The sequence below is a fragment of the Burkholderia sp. Cy-637 genome, from assembly GCF_011753175.1.
GTDB classification, from domain to species: domain Bacteria; phylum Pseudomonadota; class Gammaproteobacteria; order Burkholderiales; family Burkholderiaceae; genus Burkholderia; species Burkholderia gladioli.
Genome location: NZ_VWWC01000025.1, coordinates 1 through 22814, shown reverse-complemented (window position 1 = coordinate 22814; position 22814 = coordinate 1). Strand labels below are relative to the sequence as shown.

Here is a 22814-nt window from a genome sequence, read left to right as displayed (position 1 = left end):
ATCCGAAGAGGTGATGTTGTTCATTAGGTCTATTTAACAATTATGAGGATGAAGATGAAAAAGCGTTTCGTTTTGACAGGTCTGATCAGCGTGGCAGTCTTGTTGTCGGCATGTGGCGGTGACGACGATGACAGCCCGGCTCCCGGCGGCAACACGGCGGGTTCGACCTCGCAAGGCTCGCAGGAAAGCGCGAAGGAGACAGCGTTCTCTTGCCCGTCCAGCTACAAGAAACTGACGCTCTCGAACAGCAGCATCTCGAACGCGAACATGAACCTGGTGACCGACGACGGCATCGCGACGCTGACGATCAAGACGCCGGCAAACGGTATCTCCGGCGACTTCGCCGTTTGCCTGGGCAAACCCGATCCGGTGCCAGCCGGCGTGGCGGCGGATTACGTCTACGAGGTAAAATCCGCCGGCGATCTGCATTCGATGGCCTCGTCGACGCTGACGCTGAACTTCAAGACGGACGTCAAGCCGGCGCAGAATCCGCCCGTGATCGAATATGCGAGCCTGTCAGACACCACCGTGACCTATCAGCCGCTGGAGCAAGGCGCATCGATTTCGAACCCGCCGAACTACAGCGTGGCCGCCAACGCACAGGCTTCCGGCCTGTACGTGGTGCGCCTGGCGAAGTAAGTCGGCAAATTGCCGTTTGAGCTCGTTCTCATCGGCACTTGGGGCGCGGCGTCGAAAGCCGTCGCGCCCCGCAAGCTCAAGCGTCGAAGCCAGCACGGGCCTGGGAGTTCGCCCGATTCAACCCCGCCGCACAAGCAAAGAGATATGCAAACCGTTGCCGTTCTGGACTTCGAAACCACCGGACTTTCCCCCGCCCAGGGCGACCGCGCCACCGAAATCGCCATCGTGCTGTTGCGCGATGGCGAAATCGTCGACCGCTATCAGAGCCTGATGAACGCCGGCCGCCGGATCCCGTCGGACGTGGTCGCGTTGACCGGCATCACGAACGACATGATCGCGTCGGCGCCGCCGGTGGCGACCGTGATGCGGGAGGCGGCGGCGTTTGTCGGAAACCATCCGGTGGTGGCCCACAACGCCGGTTTCGACCGGCGTTTCTGGCAATCGGAGCTGGGGCTGCTCGGCGTGCCGTCGGCACACGAATTCGCCTGCACGCTGCTGGTCGCGCGACGCATCTATCCGCAGGCGCCAAGCCATCGACTGTCGAGCCTGGTCGAGATGCTGAGCCTGCCGAAGACGGGCCGTGCCCACCGGGCGATGGTCGACGCCGAGATGGCGAGCCATCTGTGGTGCCGCCTGCAAAGCGACATGGCGCGAACCTACGGCCTGAGCCGCATCGATCACGCACTCATGTCGCGACTGCAGAAGACCAGCAAGGCGAAGGTCGCGATGTTCCTGGGTTCGATGGTCGGCGCCTAGGAGGCGGCCCCCGTCACGACATCGCACAGACAAAGCTGCTTGCCCGATTCACATTCCCCTTGCCCACATAGCGCGGAAACGCCGGATATCGGCACAGCGGGCGCGTGCGTCCATTGGTGGCCGGCACGATATCGGTGGCCAGCAGCGTTTCCGGCGACACATCGTGCGACACCCATCGATCGAGCGCGCCGAGCAGATCGACCGACGGAATGAACACGCCGTTGCCGTGCTGGAAACCCGGCGCCATGTAGAGGCGCATGAAGCCATCCACACGCTCCTGCCCGTAACGCGCAACTAGCCCGTCGTAGTACGCGATCGTCTGGTTCGGGCTGATCACTTCATCGGCCAACCCCTGCATGGTGATCAGCTTGCCGCCGCGCGCGATGAAGCGCGACAGGTCCGGATTCATCGCGCCGATCGTCTTCGACAGCGAGACCAGCCGCTGCTGGTAGCGGCCCGGGTGCTTCACGTCGAAGTCGAGCCCGTTGAAGCCGGTATCGCGCGTGACGAAGTAGCGGATATAGGCATCGCCCTGCGCAAACAGGTAGCCGTTTTCATGGAACTGCGGCTGCGCGAGCGGCAAGGGCGAATTGGCGAGCCCGAGCCCGCTCGTGAAGCGCGTGCCCTGGAACACGTTGTAGCCGCGATAACCGTCGACGTTCCAGGCGAGCGGGTAGGGCAGATGCAGCCCGTCGCGCAGCAATTCGAGCGTGGCGAGCTGCGTCGGCGTCAGGCAGGCGCCGGCGGGGTTGCCGCCGCGCGCCATGGTGCCGGGACTGGCGACGATCGCCGGCGTCTGCGCCGGCACATCCTCCGCCGATGCACGCTGATCCGGACAACGCAAGGAATCGATGATCTCCGGCTCCTTCGCGCGGCAAGCCTCGACATCGCTGACGATCCCGTCGGCGACGCCGTCCAGCGCGTCGCAAACCTGCAAGGTCCGCTCGTACACGCGTTCGAGCAAATGCCTCGACACGAAGCCGCCCGGCCTGCGGTACTCGGCCCGTCCCACCGCCACGCCGATCAGGCGCACGCCGGTGAAGTTCAGCGCGGGCGCATTGGCGATCACGCCGTCGTAGTCGTCGGGGTAGCGCTGGATCACCGTGTAGGCTTCGCGGCCGCCCGTCGAGCCGCCCGCGAAATACATCTTGTCGGGCGCGCGTTCGTAGCCGCGCGTGATCAGCGCGAGCGCCACGTCGTGGACCTTCTTCAGATGCGCGTAGCCGTAGTTCATGACGGCCTCGTCGAGCATGCCGAAGCTGCCTTCCCCCGGGTTGCCGATATGGCCGGAATCGTCGCCGAAGGTGGCGTAACCCTGGGCGAGCGGCGCGATATCGGGCGAGAACGGCGTCGGGCCGGTGCCGGTCACGACCACGCCGTTGTAGCCGCCGCCGCCGAATTGCAGGGCGCGGCGGTTCCAGCGATCCGGCAGGTTCATCTCGAAGCGGATGTCGGGCGTGCCGGCCGTCTTCGCGCGGATCACGCCGGTCAGCCGGCAATAATCGCCATCCTGGTTGCCGATCGTGGTCGCGCCGATGGTCGAGGCGGTCTGCACCATCGCGCCGTCGGTCGGCAGGCCGATTTCAGCCGGGGGAATCTGCACGCCGGCCAGGTCCAGGCAGTGGCGCGGCTGCCGGGGCGCGTGTTGCGCGGCCGCCGGGAAGCTGGCGGCGAGCATGGCCGAGGCGAGGGAGAAGACGATGAGGATCCTATGTGCCGAATGCTGTTTCATTGCCGCTGAAGGGGCTGGACCGGGAAGCGAGCCCGGCCGGGCGGCACGAGGCGCGGCGCCGGGCGGGCGTGGGCGAATTGTCGGGATGACAGGATCGTGATGAATTGTTCCCGGAGTATTTCATGACAAAACGCGAGGCGCGATCGGTGTTGCCCATAGTTCGCGCGAAGCCGGCGGGAGCCTGGACGGCTCGCTCCGCGGCCGCGTGCAGGGCACGCGTCGCGCTCAGATTGCCACCCGCAGCGACCCGACCCGACGCCCGCCATCCCCGGCCGCCTCGCCGGGCGCGCCGAGCTGCAAGGCATGAAACAGGAAGCGCTGCAGCGTGGCCGCCGCCGACCCCGGATCGCCGGCGTCCGCATGACTGAACAAGCCGAAATCCGCCATCGGCGGCGCCGGCAACCCGGCCGCGCGCGGATCGAGCACACGCATCGAGTCGCGGCGCACGTTCCAGTCCAGCAGCACCGCCACGCCCAGCCCTGCCTCCACGGCCGACTGGATCGCCGACAGGCTGGTGCTGGTGCAGATCACGCGCCACGCAATGCCCGCATCGCGCAGCGTCGCGAACAGCTTCTCCTGCCACGGGCAGGTGCCGCCGAAGGCCACGATCGGCAGCGGTTCGCCGCGCGTGAACGCCTCGCGCGTGCGCGCGGCGGCCCAGTGCAGCGGATGCTGCCAGGTGACGAGCGGCTCGGCGCGGATCAGGCTGGGATCGCCGATCGCGAAATCGAGCGAGGTATTGGCCAGGCGCTGCGACAGCACCGGGCTCGCGTCGACCACGATCTCCAGCGCGACGTTGGGGAACGCGGCCGCGAACTGCGAGAGCGCGTGCGGCAGGTGGCCCACCGCGATGTCCTCCAGGATGCCGAGCCGCACCGTGCCCGAGATCTCGCCCGCGTTGAGCGCCGCGCGCGCGGCCAGGCCGATGCCGAGCAGCTCGTGCGCATAGGGCAGCAGCACGCTGCCGGCCGCGGTCGGCTTCACGCCGCGCGGCGAGCGTTCCAGCAGGCGCTGGCCGACCTCGTCCTCGAGCCGCCGCAAGGCCATGCTGACGGCGGCCTGGGTGCGCCGCAGCGCGGTGGCCGCGCCGCTCACGCTGCCGGTTTCGACCACCGTCACGAAGGTGCGCAGCAGGGTGCTGTCGAGATCTCGGATCATCAATTTTCCTGATGCGGCCATAAGAATAAGCAGCTTATACCACGCGCCCGAGCCCGGTTAGACTCGTTCGGTCACCTACCTGGAAGCCACCATGAGCGATGAATTGAGCGCCGCCCGGGCGGACGGCGGCCCGCCTGCCGAATCGCGCGCTCCTGCGTCGTTCGCGGCTGCTATCGCACCGTTGCTGGCGGTCGCCTCGATGTGCAGCGTGCAGTTGGGCGCCGCGCTGTCGCGGCCGGCGACGATCGAATACGGCACCGTCAGCACCACCTGGCTGCGGCTCTGCTTCGCCGCGCTGGTGCTCGCGGTGGTGGTGCGCCCGCCGCTGCACAGCTATTCGCGCCAGCGCTGGATCGCCGCGATCGCGCTGGGCAGCGCGATGGCCGGCATGACGCTGTGCTTCTTCGAGGCGGCGCGGCGCGTGCCGCTCGGGCTCGCGGTCGCGATCAACTTCCTCGGGCCGCTGGCGATCGCCACCTTCCGCGTGCGCAAGCCGGCCCTGCTGCTATGGCCGGTGCTGGCGCTGGCCGGCGTGCTGCTGCTGGCGCGCCAGGACGGCATGTGGGTCGCCACGCCCGCCGCGCTGGTATTCCCGGTCGGCTCGGCGCTCGGCTGGGCCGCCTACATCCTGCTGATGAAGCGCGTGGGCACGCTGTTCGACGGCCTGCAGGGGCTCGCCACCTCGCTGATCGTGGCCGCGCTGGTGACCACGCCGTTCGGCATCGCGCAAAGCGGCGGCCACCTGCCCGCCGGGCAGTTGCTCGACGCGGCCTACCTGGCGATGCTGGTGCCGCTGTTTCCCTACGTGCTGGAGCTGATCGCGCTGCGCAGCATGAGCGCCTCGTCGTTCGGCATCCTGATGAGCGCCGAGCCGGCGATCGCCGCGGCGATCGGTTTCGTGGTGCTCTCGCAGCCCCTGAGCGCGTTGCAGATCGCCGGCACCTTCTGCGTGGTGGCCGCCAGTATCGGCGCGGTCGTACAGAAGTAACCGGCCCCGCCGGTCATCATAAAAGCCGACGCAGGATGGCGCGCCGAGCGGCGCCGCCCTCCGCAGCCGCGCTGTCTTTCCTCCCATGTCATCGAGTAGCCGAAAGCCGGATCGCGGGCAGCCGCCCGCGCCGGACAACCGTCCCCTATGACCTGGAACCTGGAGAGAAAAGATGGCAAACCACGATCGCGCCCGCTTCGAGCAAGTCGCCGAGCAGTCCATCAACCGGCTGTTCGCGGCATCGCCGGCAACGGCCGCGTTCCATCGCGGCGAGGGCATCGACCGCGAGTTCTATCGGCGGCACCTGGTCGAAACCGTGCTGCGCATTCGCCTCAACAACGAAGTCGATGCCTTCGCGCTCTACAAGATCGGCTTCAAGGACAATCACCTCGCGCAGATCCTCGCGCAATACCTGGCCGAGGAATACGGCCATGAAGGCCTGTTCCTGCGCGACATCGAGAAGTTCGGCCTGACCGACAAGCAGGTCGACGCGATCCAGCCCTTCCACAGCACCGACAAGCTGATCGGCTACCTGTACCTGAGCATCGGCCGCGACGGCCCGCTGCCGACCATGGTGTGGAACTGGTTCGTCGAATGGTATTCGGATCGCTACAACAAGATCATCACCGAGGCGGCGGCGCAGGCCTTCGGCCAGGAGCTGGTGAAGGGCTCGCTCGGCCATATCCAGTACGACGAATCGCACGATCACGACGACCTGATGTGGGGCGCCGTGCAGCGCGCGATCGACGGCTGGGGCGGCATCGACAAGGCCGAAGCCTATCTGCGCCACTTCGTCGGCCTGATCGGCGAGTACTTCGACGAACTGCGCGAGGCGACCCAGGCGCAGCCGGAAGCGGTTGCCGCTTGAGGGGCGCGCCATGACCGCCATCATCGTGCTGGAACCGGCGTCGTCGGGCGCGGCGCTGGTCGCCGCCGCGGCGCGGCTCGGGCTTGCCGCCCACGTGTTCTCCGCCGATCGCGACGAGCGCATCGTGCCGCCCGAGCTGCGCGCGGCCGCCGCCTCGTTTACCGCCGTGGATACGAGTTCGCCGGCGGCGGTCGCGGCCGCCGCGCGCGCGCTCGGCGCCGAGGCGATCGTCCCGGGCTTCGAATACGTGGTCGGCGTGGCCGCGCAGGCGGCCGAGCGGCTCGGCCTGCCGCATCTGCCGCCCGACGCGGCGGCGTTCACGCGCGACAAGCATCGCAGCCGGCAGCGGCTGGCCGAGGCCGGGCTGGCGGTGCCGCGCTTCGCGCGGATCGCGTCACCGGCCGAGCTGGAGGCCGCCGCCGAGCGGGTCGGGTTCCCGGCCGTGCTCAAGCCCGTCGACGGCTGCGGCAGCCAGCTGGTGACGCGCGTCGATTCGCTGCCGGCGCTGCGCGAGGCCGTCGAGCGCGCCACCCGCGAGGGCGTGGTCGACATGGGTCGCGAGCTCGGCCAGGCGCTGCTGCTCGAGCAATATCTCGACGGCCCCGAATACAGCCTGGAGGGTTACGTCGGCCGGCACGGCCCGCGCGTGCTCGCGGTGACCGAGAAGCTGCTCGGGCCCGAGCCGTACTTCGTCGAGATGGGGCACGTGGTCGACGCGCCGCTCGCGCCCGAGACGCGGGCGACGCTGGTCGCCTATGTCGAGGCCGCGGCGGCGCGCATCGGGCTCACGCTCGGCGTGTTCCATGCCGAGGCGCGCATCACGCGCGACGGCCCGGTGCTGATCGAGATCGCCGCGCGGCTCGGCGGCGATCGCATCTATCGGCTGGTCGAGCTCAGCAAGTCGATCTCGCTGCCCGAGGTGATGATCCGCGGCCATCTCGGCGAGGCCGATCCGGCGCCCGCCTACGAGGGCCGGCTCGCCACCCAGGTGAGCGGCGTGCGTTTCCTCGCGCCGGACGCGGCGGGGCGTTTCGCCGGCGTGCACGGCATCGAGCCGGTGCGCGCGCTGCCGGGTTTCGAGGAGATCGAGATCTACCCGCGCCTCGGCGAGCTGGTGCCGCGCCTGACCGATTTTCGTGGCCGCGTGGGGCATGTGCTGTTCACCGCGCCGGATCGGGCGACGCTCGATCGGCGCGTGGCCGAGGCGCTGCGCGCGCTCGAATTCGGCCCCGCGCTGACCGATCTCTGAAGGAGACACGCCAATGAGCTTGCATCCGCAACCTTCTCCCGGGCGCAGTCGCATCGTCGTGCTCAATCGCTGGTCCGACGATTTCGCCGCCTATCACCGCTACATCGACCACGACGCGCACGAGGTGGCCTATGTCTGCACGCCCGACGGCGCCGCCGCGCTCGCCGCCTCGCGTATCGCGCATCTCGAGCGGCTGCCCGACTTCCTCGACGAGGCGGCCCTGCACGAGGCCGTGCGAGCCTGCGGCGCGGCGCTGGGCGGCATCGACAGGCTGGTCGCGCTGTCGGAGTTCGACCTGATCGCGGCGGGCCGGCTGCGCGAGGCCTTCGAGATCCCCGGCGATCGGCCGGCGGCGGTGGCCCGCTTTCGCGACAAGGCCGTGATGAAGCAGGTGGTGGCCGCGGCGGGCCTGCGCGTGCCGCGCTTCGTCGCGCTGGACGAGGTCGACGCGCCCGATGCGCCGGCGCTCGCCGCGCTGCGTTTTCCGCTGGTCCTGAAGCCGCGCGCCGGCGCGGCCAGCGCGGGCGTGCGGCGTGTCGATACGCCCGCGCAGCTCGCGGCGCTGTGGCCGACGCTGGCGCGTGCCGACCACGAGTGCGAGGAGTACATCGAGGGGCCGATCTATCACGTCGACGGGCTGGTCGCCGACGGCGAATTCGTGATCGCGCGTGCCTCGCGCTACGTCAACACCTGCCTCGATTTCGCCAACGGCAAGCCGCTCGGCTCGGTGATGCTCGACCCCGGCCCGGCCAACGACGCGCTGCTCGCGTTCGCGCGGGACAGCCTGCGCGCGCTCGGGCTCGACGACGGCGCCTTCCACCTGGAGGTGATCCGCGGCGGCGACGGCCTGACCTTCCTGGAGATCGGCGCGCGCGTCGGCGGCGGGGAGATTCCGTTCCTGTTCCGGGATCTCTATGGCGTCGACCTCTACGACCTGTGGGTCGCCCAGCAATCGGGTGACGCGGCGCGCTTCGCCGCGCGCGCGCAGGCGGCGCGGGCCGCGTCCGCCTCGCCGCTGCGCGGCGGCTTCCTGATGCTGCCCGAGCCGGTCGGCAGCCGCTTCGTCGAGGCCGAGGTGCCGCCGGGCATCGCGGCGCTGTATCGTGCCGTGCTGCCCAAGCGCCATCACGGCTTCGACGGCAAGGGCGGCTACGATACGATCCTCGCGCGCTTCCGCTATCGCGGGGCTTCGGAGGACGAGATCGGCTCGGCGATCGACGCCACGCTGCGCGAGTTCCGCTACACGCTCGCGGATCTCACGGCGCCGAGCCGCCCCGGCTGGCCGCGCGGGCAGGGATTGGCCCAGCCGCAATCGGCATCGGCAGCGGCCTGAACCCGGTACCCGATACCTGGTAACCGAACCTGGTAACCGGCAACGGGCCCGGCACGCGAGCTTGTTGCTTCGCGTGCCTGGCCCGTCCTGCTTGGCGCGCGGCATTCCCCTCGAATCACCGGGAATCGCCGCGCTTTTCTCCCGACGACATCGATGCCCCCGATTCAGGTTGTCGATGCCGTCGCGCGACATCACTTGTAGCTGGCGCTCAGCTTGGCGAAGTCCAGGCTGCCATGACCGGTCGCGTAATCCCAGCCCGCGCCGGCCTTGTAGCCATGCCCGTCATAACCGTTGTTGCCGGAAGTGACGTCGTGCACCAGCGTCGGGCTGGCGGGCAGGTTCTGGTAGAAGCCGGGATTGGGGAAGCCGATGCTGTTGTCGTGCGCCGACTCGACCCGCGCGAAGCCGCCCACGAAGATCGGCGAGGCGAGGCTGGTGCCGCCCACCGGCCCATAACCGGTCTTGCCCTTGTGGACCAGGATCGCGCCGGTCGCGCTGGCCGCATCGAAGGACACATCCGGCAGCGCGCGCTTGGTGACCGACTTGCCCAGCGTGGCGGTTTGCCAGGCAGGCACGGGTTCGTACTGGCTGACGCCGCCGCCGGTCGCCCACAGCCGAACGGCATCGTCGAGCGCGCCGCTGCTGGTGGCGTCGGCAAAGCGCAGGCCTTCGTTCCAGGCCGTTTCGCCGGCCCAGGTGGTGGTGTTGGTGGTGGATAGCGTGGTGCCGCCGACCGCGACCACATACGGCGAGCTGGCGGGGGTCGACACGCTGTACTTGCCCAGGTCGACGGTCGATGTCAGGCGCGGCGAGCCGAACAAGGCATCGAACCAGTAGTTCGAGTCGCTGCCGACCACGCCGGGCTGGCCATAGGGGGAACGCGACCACTGATAGACGCCCGCGTCGCCCGAGGACACCGAGAAGATCTGCCCCTGCGCCACCGCCTGCTTGAAGGTGCTGTCGAGCGCGGCCAGCGCGCCGCTGCCGCCCGCCGCGGTCTCGTCCGCGCCCAGCGAGACGTTGATGATCTTGGCCTCGTTGTCGCTCACCGCCTTGTCGTAGGCGGCGGCGATGTCCGCATCGGAAGCCACGTAGCTGACGCCCGAGCCGTCGTCGATGGTGTTGAGCGCGGAGTAGAAGATCAGCTGCTTGACCCCGCCCGAGGTGCCGATGATGCTCTGGCTGTCGAGATTCCACTCGCCCAGCGAATTGTCGTCGATCGGATTGAGGGTGCCCGATCCGCCGGCCACCACCTTGGTGTCGACGGTGGCCAGCCCGGCGTTCCTGGTGAAGATGTTGAGATCGGTGATGGCCTGCGAGACATCGCCCCAGGTGATGATGCCCACCGTGGTCTTGGTCGCCGCCGGCAGGCTGCCGGCGTTGTAGATCTTCGCGAAATCGGTCGGCTGGTGGGCCACCTGCGAGGCCGCGGCGGCCTGCGGCGCGGCCGCGTTGGCCGAGGCCACCTGGTTGCGCGCCGGGTTCGCCGGCGGCAGGGCGATCTGCGGGCGCGGCGTCACCACGTTCTGCAGGCCGAGCACGCTGTCCACGGTCGCGCCCAGCTGCGCCGGAACCAGCGCGGGCGTGTCGTTCGCATACACCGGCTTGCCCAGGTAGCTGAAGCGCTTGAGGCTGGCATGGAAGGCGTTCTGCACGTCGCTCGCGTTGCCGCTGGCCGTGACCAGCTTGTTGTTCGCCGACACCTCGACATGACTGAAACCGCTCGCCTTCAGATGCGCGACCACCGCCTGCACCTGTTCGTCGGTGGGCGCGAAGCGGGCCTTGAACTGGGCCGGCGTGAGGTATTTCTGGTAGTTGGCGCTGCCCGGCTGCTCGATCTCCTTGAGCAGCGCGTCGAGCTCGGCCTCGTTGCGATTCTTCAGTGCCACCGCGATATGCAGCGGCTGGCTCAGTTCCAGCGGCGTGACCTGCGTGTTGGGCAGGGCCGGCTTGCCGGCGCTGTTGAGCGCGTAGCGGGTGGCGGCGGTACGCGCTTGCGTGGTGCTGGCGATGCTGGCCGTGGCGGTGCCGGCGCTCGCGCCGGCCGGCAGCAGGAAGGCCTGGGTGCGGGTGGCGACCCAGTTGCCGGGATCGGCCGCGTGCGCGGCAGGCTGCGCGAGCACGGCGGCCGCGATGGGGAGCAGCGAAAAGGCAAAACGCTTCAGGGCACGGCGCTGGACGGACTGATGGTTTGACATGTTCGACTCCGAACGGAAAGGCAGGAGATGAAATCGGCGATACCCGTCGAGGCTCGACGGGCGGCGCTCGCTTGCTGCGAGCACGGCGAAGCGGACGCGAATCACGGCGACATGTTTCCCTCCCGGCAAAACAAGACCGGTCGGGCGATCGGTGATCCACCGATGCGACCTTGCGGCCCCCTCGTATGCCGCCGCGCCGGGGGTGATCGGAGCGGCGACGCCAATGCGGCTGCGCTACCCGGATCGGGCAGGCCGCCTGTCATGCATGCGCTGATGCTGATATTCCGGAGTGCGAATCTCATCCCCGATGCGGGCGCATCGGATGAAATACCTGGAAAGCGTTGGTGAGAATTTGAAAGATTGCTGAAGTGATGGGGAAGATAGTTGGGAAAATCGAATGGGTCAAATGTCCGGGAGACATTTTTTAGTGTTTTTTCTCGGATGCTTATATGTCCGGCGGCGAGCATTCTAGTTGCCGCGGCCTCGCTAAACACCGAAGAAAATCGGCCGTCTGGCGAGATTCCGCGAAACCGGGCAGGGATCTTTCAAGGAATTCCGATTCCGGAAAAGAAATGTATTTCGTTTGATGATCGGCCGTTGATGGTCGATTTTGATTATTTGTTCGTGGTGAAAATGGCTGGCGAAATCCGGTTTTGTTTTACGAGGGATGAAAGGATTTTGTCAATTGCGCAAGTGCGATGCGATTGGCGCGATTGTTCACGATCGATGCGTGTCGTCGCGGACCTGCGCCGCGCGCGGCAGGTAATGCCCCGGCGTTTTCCCCAGCACCTTCTTGAACATGGTGATGAAGGCGTTCACCGATTCGTAGCCGAGCTCCGCCGCCACGCGCTGCACCGACAGCCCCGTCGAAAGCCTCTGGATCGCCACCACGATGTGCAGCTGGCGCCGCCAGCGGCCGAAGCTCAAGCCGGTCTCGGCCATCACGAGCCGCGCCAGGCTGCGCTCGCTGAGCGCCACTTGCGCCGCCCATTGCGCGACCGTGGCGCGATTCGACGGGTCCTTGAGCAAGGCGGCCGCGATCCGGCGCAGTTGCCGTTTCGGCGACATCGGCAGGTGCAGCTGCTCCAGCGGCATGCCGCCCAGTTGTTCGAGCAGGACGGCGGCCAGGCGGCCGGTCGCGCTGTCTTCCTCGTAGTCGTGGGGGCGCTCGGCGAGATGGGCGATCAGTTCGCGGATCAGCGGCGGGATCGCGAAGGTGCAGCAGTGTTGCGGCATGCGCGCCGCGCCCGGCTCGACGAACAGCACGGTGATTTCGCCATTGGCCGCCACCCGGTTGCTGTGCGCGACGCCGCCGGGAATCCAGACGCCGCAATGATGCGGCACCACCCACACGCCGCTTTCGACCAGGCAGGTGACGAAGCCGCGCCGCGCGATCACCAGCTGGCCTCGCCGGTGCCGGTGAACCGGCAACTCGACCGCGTTGTCGCGCGCATCCAGGTGCAGGGCCACGGCGCGGGCCGAATGGTGATCCGGGTCGAAGGCGGCCGGGGCGTGGGCGGGGTTCGGGTCGCGCAAGGCTCACCCTTGCGCCGGCGCATCCGCATTGCCGGTGCCCTCGGCCAGCGCCTGGGCATCGCGCGCCAGCATCGCCGGCAGGCGATCGGCCAGGAACGCGATCCAGGCGCCGAGCTGCGGGCTGAGCTGGGCGCGCGCCGGGTGGGCCAGCTCGACGAGCATCGACGGCATCGTGTAGGCGGGAAGCAGGCGCCGCAGCGTGCCCTTGCGCAGGCCGCCCAGGGCGATCGGCGCGGGCAGGATGCCGACGCCCATGCCTTGCTCGACGGCCACCGCCATCGAGGCGGCCACGTTGACCACGAAGGGATGCTGTTCGAAGCGCACCTGCTCGATGCCGGCAGGTCCGCTGAATTGCCAGTCGCTGAAGGGCATGCCGGGCGAGCGCAGGTGCAGGCAGGTATGCGCCTGCAGATCGGCGGGCGTTCGCGGCACGCCGTGGGCGGCCAGGTAGTCCGGCGAGGCGCAGACGATGCAGGAGATCTCGCCGAGCCGCCGCGAGACGATGCCGTCGCCGGCCGGCATGTCGGAGATGGTGAGGGTGCCGTCGTACATCTCGTTGAGGATGTCGACCGAGCGCTGGGAGAGCGTGAGGTCGATGCTGATCTGCGGATAGGCGCGCATGAATTCGGCGACCAGCGGCATCACGTAGTGCGTGCCGAAGCTGGTCATCGAATGGATGCGCAACTGGCCGCGCGGCACCTGGGGCGGCTGGTCGGTGAGCAGTTCCGCCTCGGCGAATTCGAGGTCGGCGAGAATCTTGCGGCAGTGCCGCAGATAGCGTTCGCCCGCCTCGGTCAGCGCGACGCGGCGGGTGTTCCGGTTCAGCAGCCGGGTGCTCAGGTGCGCCTCCAGGTCCGACACGGCGCGCGAGACCTGGGCCGTCGAACGCTGCAACGCAGCAGCGGCGCCGGAGAAACTGCCCGATTCGGCGACTCGCACAAAGACGCTCATGTTTTGAGTCGTGTTCATCCCTTGCCCACGGCGAATTCATCGAATTTCAGTATCCCATGCGTGTGCCCGGCCGGCGCGAAGCCTGACCGTTTTTAGGGATAAATTGCCTGGATCGTGATATCGAGGCGATCGCCGGCGGCCAGTCGTGCCAAACTGCGGCATCCATCCCATCAGGAATCGTCAGGAGGATGCATTTGACCCCGAACACCCCCGCCCACGCCACCGACGCGCTCGCGCGGCAATTCGAGTTTCTCGCCGAGCTGGACAAGCTCAAGTCCGTGATGCGCCAGTCGCCGCTGATCGATCGCAGCCGCAAGGAAAACTCCGCCGAGCATGGCTGGCACCTGTCGATGTTCGCGCTGACGCTGGCCGAGCATGCCGGCGAGGTCGATGTCCTGCACGTGGTCCGGCTGCTGCTGGTGCACGACATCGTCGAGATCGACGCCGGCGATCATCCGATCCACGCCTCCAGCGCCGAGGCCGCGCAGATCGAGGAAGCCGAGCGCCGCGCTGCCCGGCGCATCTTCGGCCTGTTGCCCAGCCCGCAGGCCGAGGCGATGCTGGGCCTGTGGGAGGAGTTCGAGGCGGCGCAAACGCCCGAGGCGGTGTTCGCCAAGTCGCTCGACCGGCTGCAGCCGCTGCTGCTCAATACCCTGACCGACGGCGGCACCTGGACCGAGAACGGCGTGAGCGAGCAGCAGGTGCTGGAGCGCTACGGCCCGGTGATCGAGCGCGGCTCGCCCGTGCTGTGGGAAGCGGCGCGCCAGCGCGTGCGCGCGCATTTCGCCTCGCGCGAGGCGCGCGCCGGCCAGCCGGGCTGATCCTCGCTCCTTCCCTCCAGATCGCCGCGCGCGGCCGCGATTGCCCGAATTGCGGCCCGGCAGGCGCGCAACTCGCGCGATCGGGCGGGGCGGGCTTGCGCTAGCGTAGCGTCTTCGTCCCACGAGACTGTCGCCACCTCGCCATGACCGCCACGCCGCCCGATCCGCATCCGGCCCAAGCGCATTTCGATCTCGCCCTCTCGCTGGTCGCGCAAGGCCGCCATGCCGAGGCCGAGCATGCCTATCGCCAGGTGCTGGCGATCCTGCCCGGCGCCGCGGTGGCGCACAGCAATCTCGGCAACGTGCTCGAGGTGCTGGAGCGTTTCGCCGAGGCCGAGGCGCACGTGCGTCTCGCCTCGGTGCTCGACCCGAACCTGCCCGAAGCCCATTGCAACCTCGCCAGCCTGACGCGCCACGCGGGGCGCCTCGAGGAGGCCGAGCTCGCCTATCGCCGCGCGCTGGCGCTGCGCCCCGACTATCCCGATGCGCTGTTCGGCCTGGCCACGCTGCTGCTGAGTCTCGGGCGCTTCGAGGAGGGCTGGCCGCTCTATGAATCGCGCTACGCGCACCCGCGCTTCGTGCACCAACGCACCCGCGTCATGCTGCCTTGCCCGCAATGGCAGGGCGAGCCGCTGGCCGGGCGCTCGCTGCTGGTGTGGCAGGAGGATGGCCTGGGCGACATGATCCAGTTCGCGCGCTACCTGCCGATGCTCGAGGCCGCCGGCGCGAGCCGCGTGAGCGTCGCCTGCATGAGGGCCCTGCATCGCCTGCTGGCGGGCGTGGCCGGGGTCGACGCGGTGCTCGATCACGACAGCGCCCAGGCGCGCGCGGCGAGCTTCGATTGCTGGACCAGCCTGCTCAGCGCGCCCGCGCATTTCGGCACCTCGGCCATCACGATCCCCGCGCCGGTCGCCTTGCCGATCGAGCCGGCCGGGCTGGCACGCTGGCGCGCCCGCCTCGATGCGCTCGATACCTTGGCGCCCGGAGCCGGGCGCAAGGTCGGGCTGGCATGGAAGGGCAATCCGCAACATCACAACGACGCGCATCGCTCGCTGCCGTCGCTGGCCGCGCTGGCGCCGCTCTGGTCGGTGCCCGGGATCGGCTTCGTCAGCCTGCAGAAGGGCGCAGGCGAGGACGAGATCGCGCCCGCGGCGGCCAGCCAGCCGCTGCTGGCGCTCGGCGCCGAGGCGGAGGACCTGGCCGACAGCGCGGCCATCCTCGCCCAGCTCGACCTGCTGATCTGCGTGGATACCTCGGTCGCCCATCTCGCCGCGACGCTGGGCGTGCCCTGCTGGGTCTTGCTGCCGGGGCGCGACGTCGATTGGCGCTGGATGCACGGGCGCGAGGACTCGCCCTGGTATCCGGCGCGCCTGCGCCTGTTCCGGCAAGGGGATGGGGAGGGATGGGAGCGGGTGGTGGAGCGCGTGAGACAGGCGCTAGGGGAGTGGGCTTCGAGACAGCCTTCGAGCTGATCGGCTCGGGCCATGCCTGGCGCGAATCCCGCATGCGCATGCCTGACACGGCGCAACGCGGTGGGGCATGCGCCTACCTCAGCCCACGCCCCACCTGCCCGACTTGGCCCGCAACGTCTCCACCGCGAGATCCACGAAGGCGCGCACCTTCTGGTTCACATGCCGGCCTTCGCGATGGATCACGTGCACCGGCAGCGGCTCGATCTCGTAATCGGCCAGCACGATCCGCAGGCGGCCCGCCGCGACTTCCTCGGTGATCTGGTAGGAGATGCCGCGCATGATGCCCAGGCCCGCCACCGCCGCGTCGATCGCCGAGTCGTTGGTGGTGGTGGACAGGCGCGGCTGGATCGACACCAGGGTCTGGCGCTCGCCCTCGCGAAAGCGCCACTCGGCCGTGGGCGCCGCGCTCACGCTCTGGATCGTGACGTGCGAGGCCAGCTCGTCGGGATGCCGGGGCGTGCCATGCGCCTTCAGATAGGCGGGCGAGGCGCACAACACGCGCCGCACCTTGCCGACCGGGATCGCCTGCAGCGAGGAATCGGGCAGCTCGCCGATGCGGATCCCCACGTCCACACCCTCGTCGACCAGGTTGACGATGCGGTCGAGAAACCAGCATTGCACGTTGACGGCCGGATAACGCCGCAGGTACTCGTGCGTGATCGGCAGCAGATGGATCTTGCCGAACATCACCGGCGCGGTGACGGTCAACTGGCCGCGCGGCGTGGTGTTCTCGCTGGCGGCGCCCAGCTCGGCCGCGGCGATGTCGGCGAGGATGCGCCGGCTGTCCTCGAAGAAGCGCGCGCCGGCGTCGGTCACGCGCACCACGCGCGTGGTGCGCGTGAGCAGCCGCACGCCGAGATGCTCCTCGAGTTCGGTCACCACGCGGCTGATCACCGAGGGCGAGACGCGCAGCTTGCGCGCGGCCGAGGCGAAACCCTCGGTCTCGACGACGGTGACGAAGACGGTCATTGCCTGATGCTTGTCCATGGGCGGGCGTGAAGATGTAGGGCGGGTGAGCGGGCGCGATGGCCGTAAAGATAGCAGCATCGGGCGCCGTCGCCGGGACGATCCGAACCGGCGGCGCTCGGCTCAAAGATCGAGCAGCAGACGCGAGCCGCCGCCCGATGCCGGGCTGGCCGGCACCGCGCAGCAGATCAGCGCCTCGCCCTCGGCCACCTCGAACTCCGGCGTGTTCGGATAGGCCACCGCGCCCTCGACCACACGTGCGCGGCAGGACCCGCAACTGCCGCTGCGACAGCCGTATTCGGGCGAGAGCCCGCGCGCCTCGGCCAGCTCCAGCAGCGAGCCGCCGTCCGGCTGCCAGCGCGCTTCCTTGCCCGACTTCACGAAGGCCACGGGCGTCGGCTCGGTGGCGGGCTCGCGCGCCGGGGCGGCCGCGGCGGCATCGCGTCGTCGCTGCAGCCCCGAGGGGCCGAAGGCCTCGGCATGGATCCGCGCGTCGGCCACGTTGAGGTCGCGCAGCGCGTCGTACATCGACTGCATGAAGCCGCCGGGGCCGCACAGATAGAAGTCGTAGTCGTCGAAGGGCAGGGTGCGCCGCAGCAACGCGATATCGAGGCGGCCGCCGAAGTCGTAGTCCTCGCGCGCTTGCGCGCCTACCGTATCGCTGAGCGCGCGCACCACCGTCACCGCGCCTTTCGAGGCGGCGGCCAGTTGCGCGATCTCCGCGGAGAAGGCCCGCTCGCCGAGCGAGCGCGCCGAATGGAAGAACCAGGTCGGCCGCACGCGGCGCTTGCGCAGCCCCTCGTACACGATGTGCCGCAGCATCGCCAGCATCGGCGTGACGCCCACGCCCGCTGCCAGCAGCACGGCCGGCCGCGTCTGCGCCGCGTCGATCGTGAAGGCGCCGGCCGGCGCGCGCGTCTCGAGCGTGCTGCCCGGGCGCAGCGTGTCGTGCAGGTAGGCGGACACCAGCCCGTCGCGCTTGACGCTGATCCGGTAGACGCCGTCGGAAGGCGCGGTGGACAGCGTGTAGGTGCGAATCAGCGCACGCTCCTGGCCCGGCGGCGTGACGCGGATCGGCAGGTGCTGGCCGGCCGCGTGCGGCAGCAGGCCGGCGCCGTCGGCCGGCTGCAGGTGGAAGGAGCGGATCGCCGGCGTCTCGTCGACGATGCGCGTGACCTCGAAGGGCCGCCAGGCATTGGCCAGCGCGGCGGCCTTCAGGCGGCTGGCGGCCTCGTCCCAGCTACCCGTCATCAGCGAGTTCGGCGACCAGCCGTCGGCGCGAAAGCGCCAGCGCAGCGGCATCGCCTGCCGGCGATGGATCACGCGGCGCGGCTTGAAATGCCACAGCCGCTCGGCGCCCTGGAAGGCGGCGATCTCCTCCGATTCCAGCTCGACGCTGGCCTCGCCCGTCATCTGCAGCATGTCGCCCGTTTCGAAATCGACGAATACCAGGCCGGCGCGCGGATTGACGAGGAAGTTGCCGAGCGTGGCGAAGAACAGGTTGCCGGCGAAGTCGGGCACGGTCAGCCGGCCGTCCTCGTCGATCCTGACGAAGCCGGCATTGCCGCCGCGATGCGAGACGTCGACCTGGCGCGCCTCGCCCTCGCCGACATAGGAGGCGACGAAGAAGGTATCGGCCGCCGCGATGATGGCGCGGGCACGCGCGTCGAGATGGTCGAACTCGAGCGGGGCGATGTCGGTGTATTGCGAGGGCTCGCGCACGAAACCGAAATCGCGCAACTGGATGTACTGCGGGCAGTTGCCGAAGCTCTGCCGCACCTGCACGTCGAAGCCGCCGGCCGTGTGCGCGCGCAGCGTGCCGTTCATGCGGTTGCGGCGGCGCGTATGCAGTTCGATGCCGAGCAGGCCGATCCCCGCGCCTTCGTACAGGCCCGGCGCTGCCGGATCGGCGGGATCGACGCCGGCCTCGACATGCAGCCGCCCCGGCTCGGGCGACTGCATGAAGCCGGGATGGCCGCTCAGGAAGCTCGCCCAGGCATCGCCGCGTTCATCGACGGCACCGAACGCGATGAAGGGCAACTGCGCGTAGAACTCGCGATGCTGGTCCGGCATGTAGTCGCGCACCACGCGCTGGCCCACCTCGTGCATCTTCCCGGCCACGCCGGTCTTGCGCTGGATTGCCAGCTCGCCCTCGTGCCAGGGCGATGCGGTTTCGGTGTGCGTGAGCTTCATGCCAGGACTCCCCGGGGTGGCGCGTGGTTCAGGCGGCGAGGCCGACCGGCGTCTTGCGGAACTCGACGAAGCCGGGCAGCGCCTCGATGCGGCTCAGCCAGGCATTGATGTGCGGGTAGAACGACAGGTCGACGTTGCCCTCGGGGGCCCGCGAGATGTAGCCGTACAGCGCGACATCGGCGATCGTCGCGGTCTCGCCGACGATGAAGGCATGGCCGGCCAGTTCCTCGTCGATCAGCTTGAGGATCCGGTGGGCGCGCGCGATCACCTCGTCGGCATGGTAGCTCGCGCCGAACACCGTGATCAGGCGCGCCGCGGCCGGGCCGTAGGCGATTTCGCCGGCGGCCACCGACAACCAGCGCTGCACCGCCGCTTCCTCGACCGGCGCCTCGGGCAGCCAGCCCGGCTTGCCGGCGCGGCGCGCGAGATAGACCAGGATCGCGTTCGAATCGGCGATCACCGTCTCGCCGTCGACCAGCACCGGCACCTGGCCGAAGCGGTTCAGCTTCAGGAACTCGGGCGACTTGTGGGCGGCGGCGGCCAGGTCGACCTCGATCGCGTCGTACTCGATGCCGAGCAGCGACAGCAGCAGGCGCACGCGGTGCGAATGGCCGGACAGCGGGTGGTGATAGAGCTTCATGCTGGAATCCTCTGGGTCTGGGCGACCGGACCATCCGATCGCATGAAGCCAGTCTAGGGACGCGGCGCCGGGCGGGGAATCGGCCGCGGCGCGAATGGATTCTTCTCGAAACGCGAACAGTGGCGCGCAATGCCGAGGGTGCGGAATCGTCGGATGAATAGCCGCGAGAAGCGGTGGAAGCGCGCCGCGGGCAGCCTTGCGCAACGCGTCATCGAGGTGTCACGCAGTGGACATGCCGACGACATGTCGACGACATCTCGACGATGTGCGAGCCGGAATTCGGCAAGTCTTTCCAGTGCGCGACGCGGCTTCCAGGTAGGGATTTCCGTTGCCCGGCGCGATACGTTCGAACCCTGAAAACAAGGCTATTTTGATGCGCTTCAATAGTGCTCCTGAGCTTTCTTGTCGGCGGAATTTCCCCTAAAGTATCGACGCCTCGGCGCGGCCCCGGCTGCCTTGGCGGAACCCGAGACGGAAAGGAACCACGATGAGTTTTGCTCCGAACGGCGGCGGCCTGCTCAGTGCGATCGGCGGCAGCCCCTTACCCAGTCCGCTCGGCGGACTCGCCGGTTCGCTGGCCTCCGGCGTTGCCGGCCAGCTCGGCCCGCTGGCCGGGGTGGCCAGCCATCTCGACACCGTGCAGCGCGCCATGCAGCTCGCGCAGACCGGCTTCTCGCTGCTGAACCGGCCGCCCTCGGCGATCGCCGAGTCGATCAACGGCCAGGTGGCAGGCAGCAGCGCCACGCTGACCCAGGCCAACCGCTACGTCACGCTCGACACGCCGCTGGGCCAGGACGTGCTGCTGGTGAGCGTGGCGATCGTCGACGAGCAGGTGAACCGGCTGCCGGAGATCCATCTCGACCTGCTCTCGCATCGCAACGACCTCAAGCCGGCCGACCTGATCGGCCAGCAGGTCAAGCTGCGCCTCGACCAGCAGCCCACCCAGGTATCGCTCGAGCGCGTGACGGCCTCCAGCGGCGATAACTATCGCTACTTCGACGGCTACGTGTCCTCGTTCGACCGCGTCGGCAACCCGGGCAGCGTCACGCAATACCAGATGTCGGTGGTGCCGTGGTTCTGGTTCCTGACGCGCTCGACCGATTGCCGGATCTTCCAGAACCAGAGCGCGCGCGACATCCTCTCGACCATCTTCGGCGAGCACGGCTTCTCCGATTTCGCCTTCGACATCCGCAATGCGCAGAAGCCGCTCGACTACGTGGTGATGTACCAGGAGTCCTATTTCAACTTCTGCGCGCGGCTGATGGAGCAGGAGGGGCTGATCTGGACGCATCGCTACCAGAAGGACAAGCACATCCTCGCGATCGGCGACACCAACGGCGTGTTCCGCCCGATCGACGGGCTGGCGAGCGTGCCCTACGCGGACAGCGCCTCCAGCGAATACAACGGCATCGACCAGCTGCACGAGGGCGGGCGCTTCGGGGTGGGCAAGGTGACCTACCGCGACTTCAACCACCAGACGCCGTCCTCGCCGCTGATGATGGTTCAGGCCGAATCGCTGACGCTCACGCATGCGCGGCTCGATACCACCGAGCGTTTCGAGCACCAGTCGCTCTACGACCACAGCGACGACGGCAACCGCTATGCGCGCTACGCGATCGAGGCCGAGGAGGCGCAGGCGCATCGCTACACAGGGCAGGGTTACGCCTGGCGCATGACGGCGGCCGGCAGCGTGAGCGTGACCGGGCATCCTGTTGCGGCCGACAACCAGGAGTACGTGGTGCTGCAGGTGCGCCACGAGGCGGTCAACGACTACACCCAGCACGCGGCCAAGCTGCCCTATCGCAACAGCTTCGCGCTGCTGCCGCAGAAGGTCGCCTATCGCGCGCAGCGGATGACCACCAAGCCGCTGATCCAGGGCACCCAGTCGGCCATCGTGGTGGGCCCCAAGGGCGAGGAGATCCACACCAACGGCAGTTGCGTGAAGCTGCATTTCCTGTGGGACCGGCGCGGCAAGTGCGACGGCTCCGACTCGATGTGGATCCGCGTCTCGCAGCCCTGGGCCGGCGCCGGCTGGGGCGCTGCCGCGATCCCGCGGATCGGCCAGGAGGTGATCGTCGCCTTCAACCAGGGCGACCCCGACAACCCGGTGATCGTCGGGCGCATGTTCAACGGCGAGCAGGGCAACCCGTACCACGGCGCGGCCGGCCAGACCATGGGCATCAAGAGCCAGACGCACAAGGGCGCCGGCTCCAACGAACTGCTGATGAGCGACGTGGCCGGCGCGCAGATGCTCTACCTGCACGCGCAGAAGGACATGAACACGGTGGTGGAGGACGCGCAGACCACCTCGGTGCTCAAGGGCGATCGCACCATCCACGTCGCCAAGGGCAACGACGCGACCACCGTCCATGTCGGCGACCAGAAGACCGTGGTGGCGCAGGGCAAGACCGATTACCAGGCGCCCAACGGCACGCACACCATCGAGGCCAAGGAACTGTGGATCAAGATCGGCGGCGATGCCGGCACGAAGATCCACATGACCGGCGACGTGATCGAGATCTACAAGGGCCGGTCGGTGATCCACATCGACGCCGACAACATCAAGGTGCAGGCCGCGCGCACCGACATCAATCCCGACAACAGCTGAGCGAGCCGGCGCGCATCGCTCACCCACCAGGAAGCCGAGCATGTACCAGATGCACGAGGGCAGCTTCGCGATGCCCGAGGCGTGGCAGGACAAGACCATGAACGTATTCGTGTCGGCCGCCACCGGCACCGAGGGCGTGAGTTTTGTGATCACTCGCGAGCCCCTGCCGTGGGGCATGAAGTTCGCCGAATACACCGCGGGCGAGATCCGCAAGCTGGCGCGGCAGGTCAGCGACTACGCGGCGGTCTCCAGCGAGGAAACCAGCGTGTCGGGTCGCGAGGCCTTCGCGCACGAATACACCTGGACCAACAACCGCGCGCCGATCCAGCAGCGCCTGACGATGGTCGAATACGGCCGCGTGGTGCTGATGCTGACCTTCACGGCGCCGGGCGCGATCAGCGACACGCAGCGCGAGCAACTGCAGGCGCTGATCGCCAGCCTGCAGTTGCGCGAGCCGGCCTGAGCGGGGCAGCGGCCATGTCCGATTCCACCACGCCCACCTACCAGGAGCCGAGCGGCAGCGCCGAGCAGCGCGTCGCCAAGCTGCAGACGCTTGAGGATGGCGACAAGACCAAGCAGCAGCAGATGGGCTGGGTGGACGGCGCCAACTACGGGATGGCGGGTGCCGACATCGGCTATGCCGCCTACGCGGGCGGCTCGGCCGCGCTGGCGGGCGGCGCCGGCGGCGCGGCCGCGCTCGGTGCCG

At 68.7% G+C, this 22814-nt stretch carries 19 protein-coding genes; 11 read left to right on the top strand and 8 right to left on the bottom strand.

What is annotated here, in order from left to right; translation table 11 throughout:
- Positions 1-48 precede the first annotated feature (48 nt).
- Together F3J10_RS35970 and F3J10_RS10085 are read left to right on the top strand one after the other, a co-directional pair.
- A complete protein-coding gene (locus F3J10_RS35970) occupies positions 49-639 on the top strand; it encodes a hypothetical protein (protein WP_205200236.1) in 591 nt (196 codons plus the stop codon).
- Positions 640-783: 144 nt separating this feature from the next.
- Positions 784-1395: a 3'-5' exonuclease gene (locus F3J10_RS10085; protein ID WP_025101424.1), complete on the top strand. Its 612-nt coding sequence runs from the start codon at positions 784-786 to the stop codon at positions 1393-1395.
- A gap of 13 nt (positions 1396-1408) precedes the next feature.
- On the opposite strand, the gene F3J10_RS10080 is transcribed toward F3J10_RS10085, so the two are convergent.
- Both F3J10_RS10080 and F3J10_RS10075 read right to left on the bottom strand, forming a co-directional pair.
- Positions 1409-3127: a tannase/feruloyl esterase family alpha/beta hydrolase gene (locus tag F3J10_RS10080; protein WP_167241990.1), complete on the bottom strand. Its 1719-nt coding sequence runs from the start codon at positions 3125-3127 to the stop codon at positions 1409-1411.
- A gap of 225 nt (positions 3128-3352) precedes the next feature.
- Positions 3353-4285 carry a LysR substrate-binding domain-containing protein gene (locus tag F3J10_RS10075; protein WP_017919134.1) on the bottom strand — a complete coding sequence of 311 codons (933 nt, stop codon included), beginning with the start codon at positions 4283-4285 and terminating at the stop codon, positions 3353-3355.
- 91 nt (positions 4286-4376) lie between these two features.
- Here F3J10_RS10075 and F3J10_RS10070 point away from each other — a divergent pair, with 91 nt between their 5' ends.
- The 4 genes from F3J10_RS10070 to F3J10_RS10055 all read left to right on the top strand — a co-directional run bounded on the left by F3J10_RS10070 (position 4377) and on the right by F3J10_RS10055 (position 8723).
- Positions 4377-5273 (top strand): EamA family transporter, encoded by an 897-nt coding sequence (locus F3J10_RS10070; protein ID WP_025101426.1) that lies wholly within the window; start codon positions 4377-4379, stop codon positions 5271-5273.
- A gap of 172 nt (positions 5274-5445) precedes the next feature.
- Positions 5446-6141, top strand: coding sequence for a hypothetical protein (locus tag F3J10_RS10065; protein WP_013697234.1), 696 nt, complete (start codon positions 5446-5448; stop codon positions 6139-6141).
- A 10-nt stretch (positions 6142-6151) separates the two neighbouring features.
- A complete protein-coding gene (locus F3J10_RS10060) occupies positions 6152-7390 on the top strand; it encodes an ATP-grasp domain-containing protein (RefSeq protein WP_167241989.1) in 1239 nt (412 codons plus the stop codon).
- 13 nt (positions 7391-7403) lie between these two features.
- Positions 7404-8723, top strand: a complete 1320-nt coding sequence (locus F3J10_RS10055) for an ATP-grasp domain-containing protein (RefSeq protein ID WP_167241988.1) — start codon at positions 7404-7406, stop codon at positions 8721-8723.
- A 191-nt stretch (positions 8724-8914) separates the two neighbouring features.
- Here F3J10_RS10055 and F3J10_RS10050 read toward each other — a convergent pair whose 3' ends face one another.
- The 3 genes from F3J10_RS10050 to F3J10_RS10040 all read right to left on the bottom strand — a co-directional run bounded on the left by F3J10_RS10050 (position 8915) and on the right by F3J10_RS10040 (position 13426).
- The gene (locus F3J10_RS10050) at positions 8915-10921 is read right to left on the bottom strand and encodes a S53 family peptidase (RefSeq protein WP_167241987.1); all 2007 of its coding nucleotides are present in this window, start codon (positions 10919-10921) and stop codon (positions 8915-8917) included.
- Positions 10922-11638: 717 nt separating this feature from the next.
- The gene (locus tag F3J10_RS10045) at positions 11639-12457 is read right to left on the bottom strand and encodes a helix-turn-helix transcriptional regulator (RefSeq protein WP_167241986.1); all 819 of its coding nucleotides are present in this window, start codon (positions 12455-12457) and stop codon (positions 11639-11641) included.
- Positions 12458-12460: 3 nt separating this feature from the next.
- Positions 12461-13426: a LysR family transcriptional regulator gene (locus tag F3J10_RS10040; protein WP_025099660.1), complete on the bottom strand. Its 966-nt coding sequence runs from the start codon at positions 13424-13426 to the stop codon at positions 12461-12463.
- 170 nt (positions 13427-13596) lie between these two features.
- Here F3J10_RS10040 and F3J10_RS10035 point away from each other — a divergent pair, with 170 nt between their 5' ends.
- Positions 13597-14229: an HD domain-containing protein gene (locus F3J10_RS10035; RefSeq protein ID WP_166915633.1), complete on the top strand. Its 633-nt coding sequence runs from the start codon at positions 13597-13599 to the stop codon at positions 14227-14229.
- 143 nt (positions 14230-14372) lie between these two features.
- The gene (locus F3J10_RS10030) at positions 14373-15701 is read left to right on the top strand and encodes a tetratricopeptide repeat-containing glycosyltransferase family protein (protein WP_167241985.1); all 1329 of its coding nucleotides are present in this window, start codon (positions 14373-14375) and stop codon (positions 15699-15701) included.
- A 78-nt stretch (positions 15702-15779) separates the two neighbouring features.
- On the opposite strand, the gene F3J10_RS10025 is transcribed toward F3J10_RS10030, so the two are convergent.
- The 3 genes from F3J10_RS10025 to F3J10_RS10015 all read right to left on the bottom strand — a co-directional run bounded on the left by F3J10_RS10025 (position 15780) and on the right by F3J10_RS10015 (position 19500).
- Positions 15780-16688 carry a LysR family transcriptional regulator gene (locus F3J10_RS10025; RefSeq protein WP_167241984.1) on the bottom strand — a complete coding sequence of 303 codons (909 nt, stop codon included), beginning with the start codon at positions 16686-16688 and terminating at the stop codon, positions 15780-15782.
- 102 nt (positions 16689-16790) lie between these two features.
- Entirely contained in the window at positions 16791-18860 is a 2070-nt protein-coding gene (locus F3J10_RS10020; protein ID WP_167241983.1) for a pyridoxamine 5'-phosphate oxidase family protein, read from the bottom strand.
- A 28-nt stretch (positions 18861-18888) separates the two neighbouring features.
- Positions 18889-19500, bottom strand: coding sequence for a glutathione S-transferase (locus F3J10_RS10015; RefSeq protein ID WP_025099665.1), 612 nt, complete (start codon positions 19498-19500; stop codon positions 18889-18891).
- A 487-nt stretch (positions 19501-19987) separates the two neighbouring features.
- Here F3J10_RS10015 and tssI point away from each other — a divergent pair, with 487 nt between their 5' ends.
- From tssI to F3J10_RS10000, 3 genes are all read left to right on the top strand, one after another.
- On the top strand, positions 19988-22108 hold the full coding sequence (gene tssI, locus F3J10_RS10010) for a type VI secretion system tip protein TssI/VgrG (protein ID WP_167241982.1): 2121 nt from the start codon (positions 19988-19990) through the stop codon (positions 22106-22108).
- Between the two features lie 40 nt (positions 22109-22148).
- Positions 22149-22571, top strand: a complete 423-nt coding sequence (locus F3J10_RS10005) for a DcrB-related protein (RefSeq protein ID WP_013697245.1) — start codon at positions 22149-22151, stop codon at positions 22569-22571.
- Positions 22572-22585: 14 nt separating this feature from the next.
- Positions 22586-22814 (top strand): hypothetical protein (locus F3J10_RS10000; protein WP_167241981.1); only part of this gene is annotated, 229 nt, incomplete at its 3' end.

Bases quoted from the DNA above. Each gene is read 5' to 3' on its own strand.
- F3J10_RS10050 (WP_167241987.1), bottom strand. From the start codon at position 10,921: ATGTCAAACCATCAGTCCGTCCAGCGCCGTGCCCTGAAGCGTTTTGCC.
- F3J10_RS10055 (WP_167241988.1), top strand. From the start codon at position 7,404: ATGAGCTTGCATCCGCAACCTTCTCCCGGGCGCAGTCGCATCGTCGTG.
- F3J10_RS10005 (WP_013697245.1), top strand. From the start codon at position 22,149: ATGTACCAGATGCACGAGGGCAGCTTCGCGATGCCCGAGGCGTGGCAG.
- F3J10_RS10030 (WP_167241985.1), top strand. From the start codon at position 14,373: ATGACCGCCACGCCGCCCGATCCGCATCCGGCCCAAGCGCATTTCGAT.
- F3J10_RS10015 (WP_025099665.1), bottom strand. From the start codon at position 19,500: ATGAAGCTCTATCACCACCCGCTGTCCGGCCATTCGCACCGCGTGCGC.
- F3J10_RS10035 (WP_166915633.1), top strand. From the start codon at position 13,597: ATGCATTTGACCCCGAACACCCCCGCCCACGCCACCGACGCGCTCGCG.
- F3J10_RS10020 (WP_167241983.1), bottom strand. From the start codon at position 18,860: ATGAAGCTCACGCACACCGAAACCGCATCGCCCTGGCACGAGGGCGAG.
- F3J10_RS10040 (WP_025099660.1), bottom strand. From the start codon at position 13,426: ATGAACACGACTCAAAACATGAGCGTCTTTGTGCGAGTCGCCGAATCG.
- F3J10_RS10070 (WP_025101426.1), top strand. From the start codon at position 4,377: ATGAGCGATGAATTGAGCGCCGCCCGGGCGGACGGCGGCCCGCCTGCC.
- F3J10_RS10080 (WP_167241990.1), bottom strand. From the start codon at position 3,127: ATGAAACAGCATTCGGCACATAGGATCCTCATCGTCTTCTCCCTCGCC.
- F3J10_RS10025 (WP_167241984.1), bottom strand. From the start codon at position 16,688: ATGGACAAGCATCAGGCAATGACCGTCTTCGTCACCGTCGTCGAGACC.
- F3J10_RS10060 (WP_167241989.1), top strand. From the start codon at position 6,152: ATGACCGCCATCATCGTGCTGGAACCGGCGTCGTCGGGCGCGGCGCTG.
- F3J10_RS10075 (WP_017919134.1), bottom strand. From the start codon at position 4,285: ATGATCCGAGATCTCGACAGCACCCTGCTGCGCACCTTCGTGACGGTG.
- F3J10_RS10065 (WP_013697234.1), top strand. From the start codon at position 5,446: ATGGCAAACCACGATCGCGCCCGCTTCGAGCAAGTCGCCGAGCAGTCC.
- tssI (WP_167241982.1), top strand. From the start codon at position 19,988: ATGAGTTTTGCTCCGAACGGCGGCGGCCTGCTCAGTGCGATCGGCGGC.
- F3J10_RS35970 (WP_205200236.1), top strand. From the start codon at position 49: ATGAAGATGAAAAAGCGTTTCGTTTTGACAGGTCTGATCAGCGTGGCA.
- F3J10_RS10085 (WP_025101424.1), top strand. From the start codon at position 784: ATGCAAACCGTTGCCGTTCTGGACTTCGAAACCACCGGACTTTCCCCC.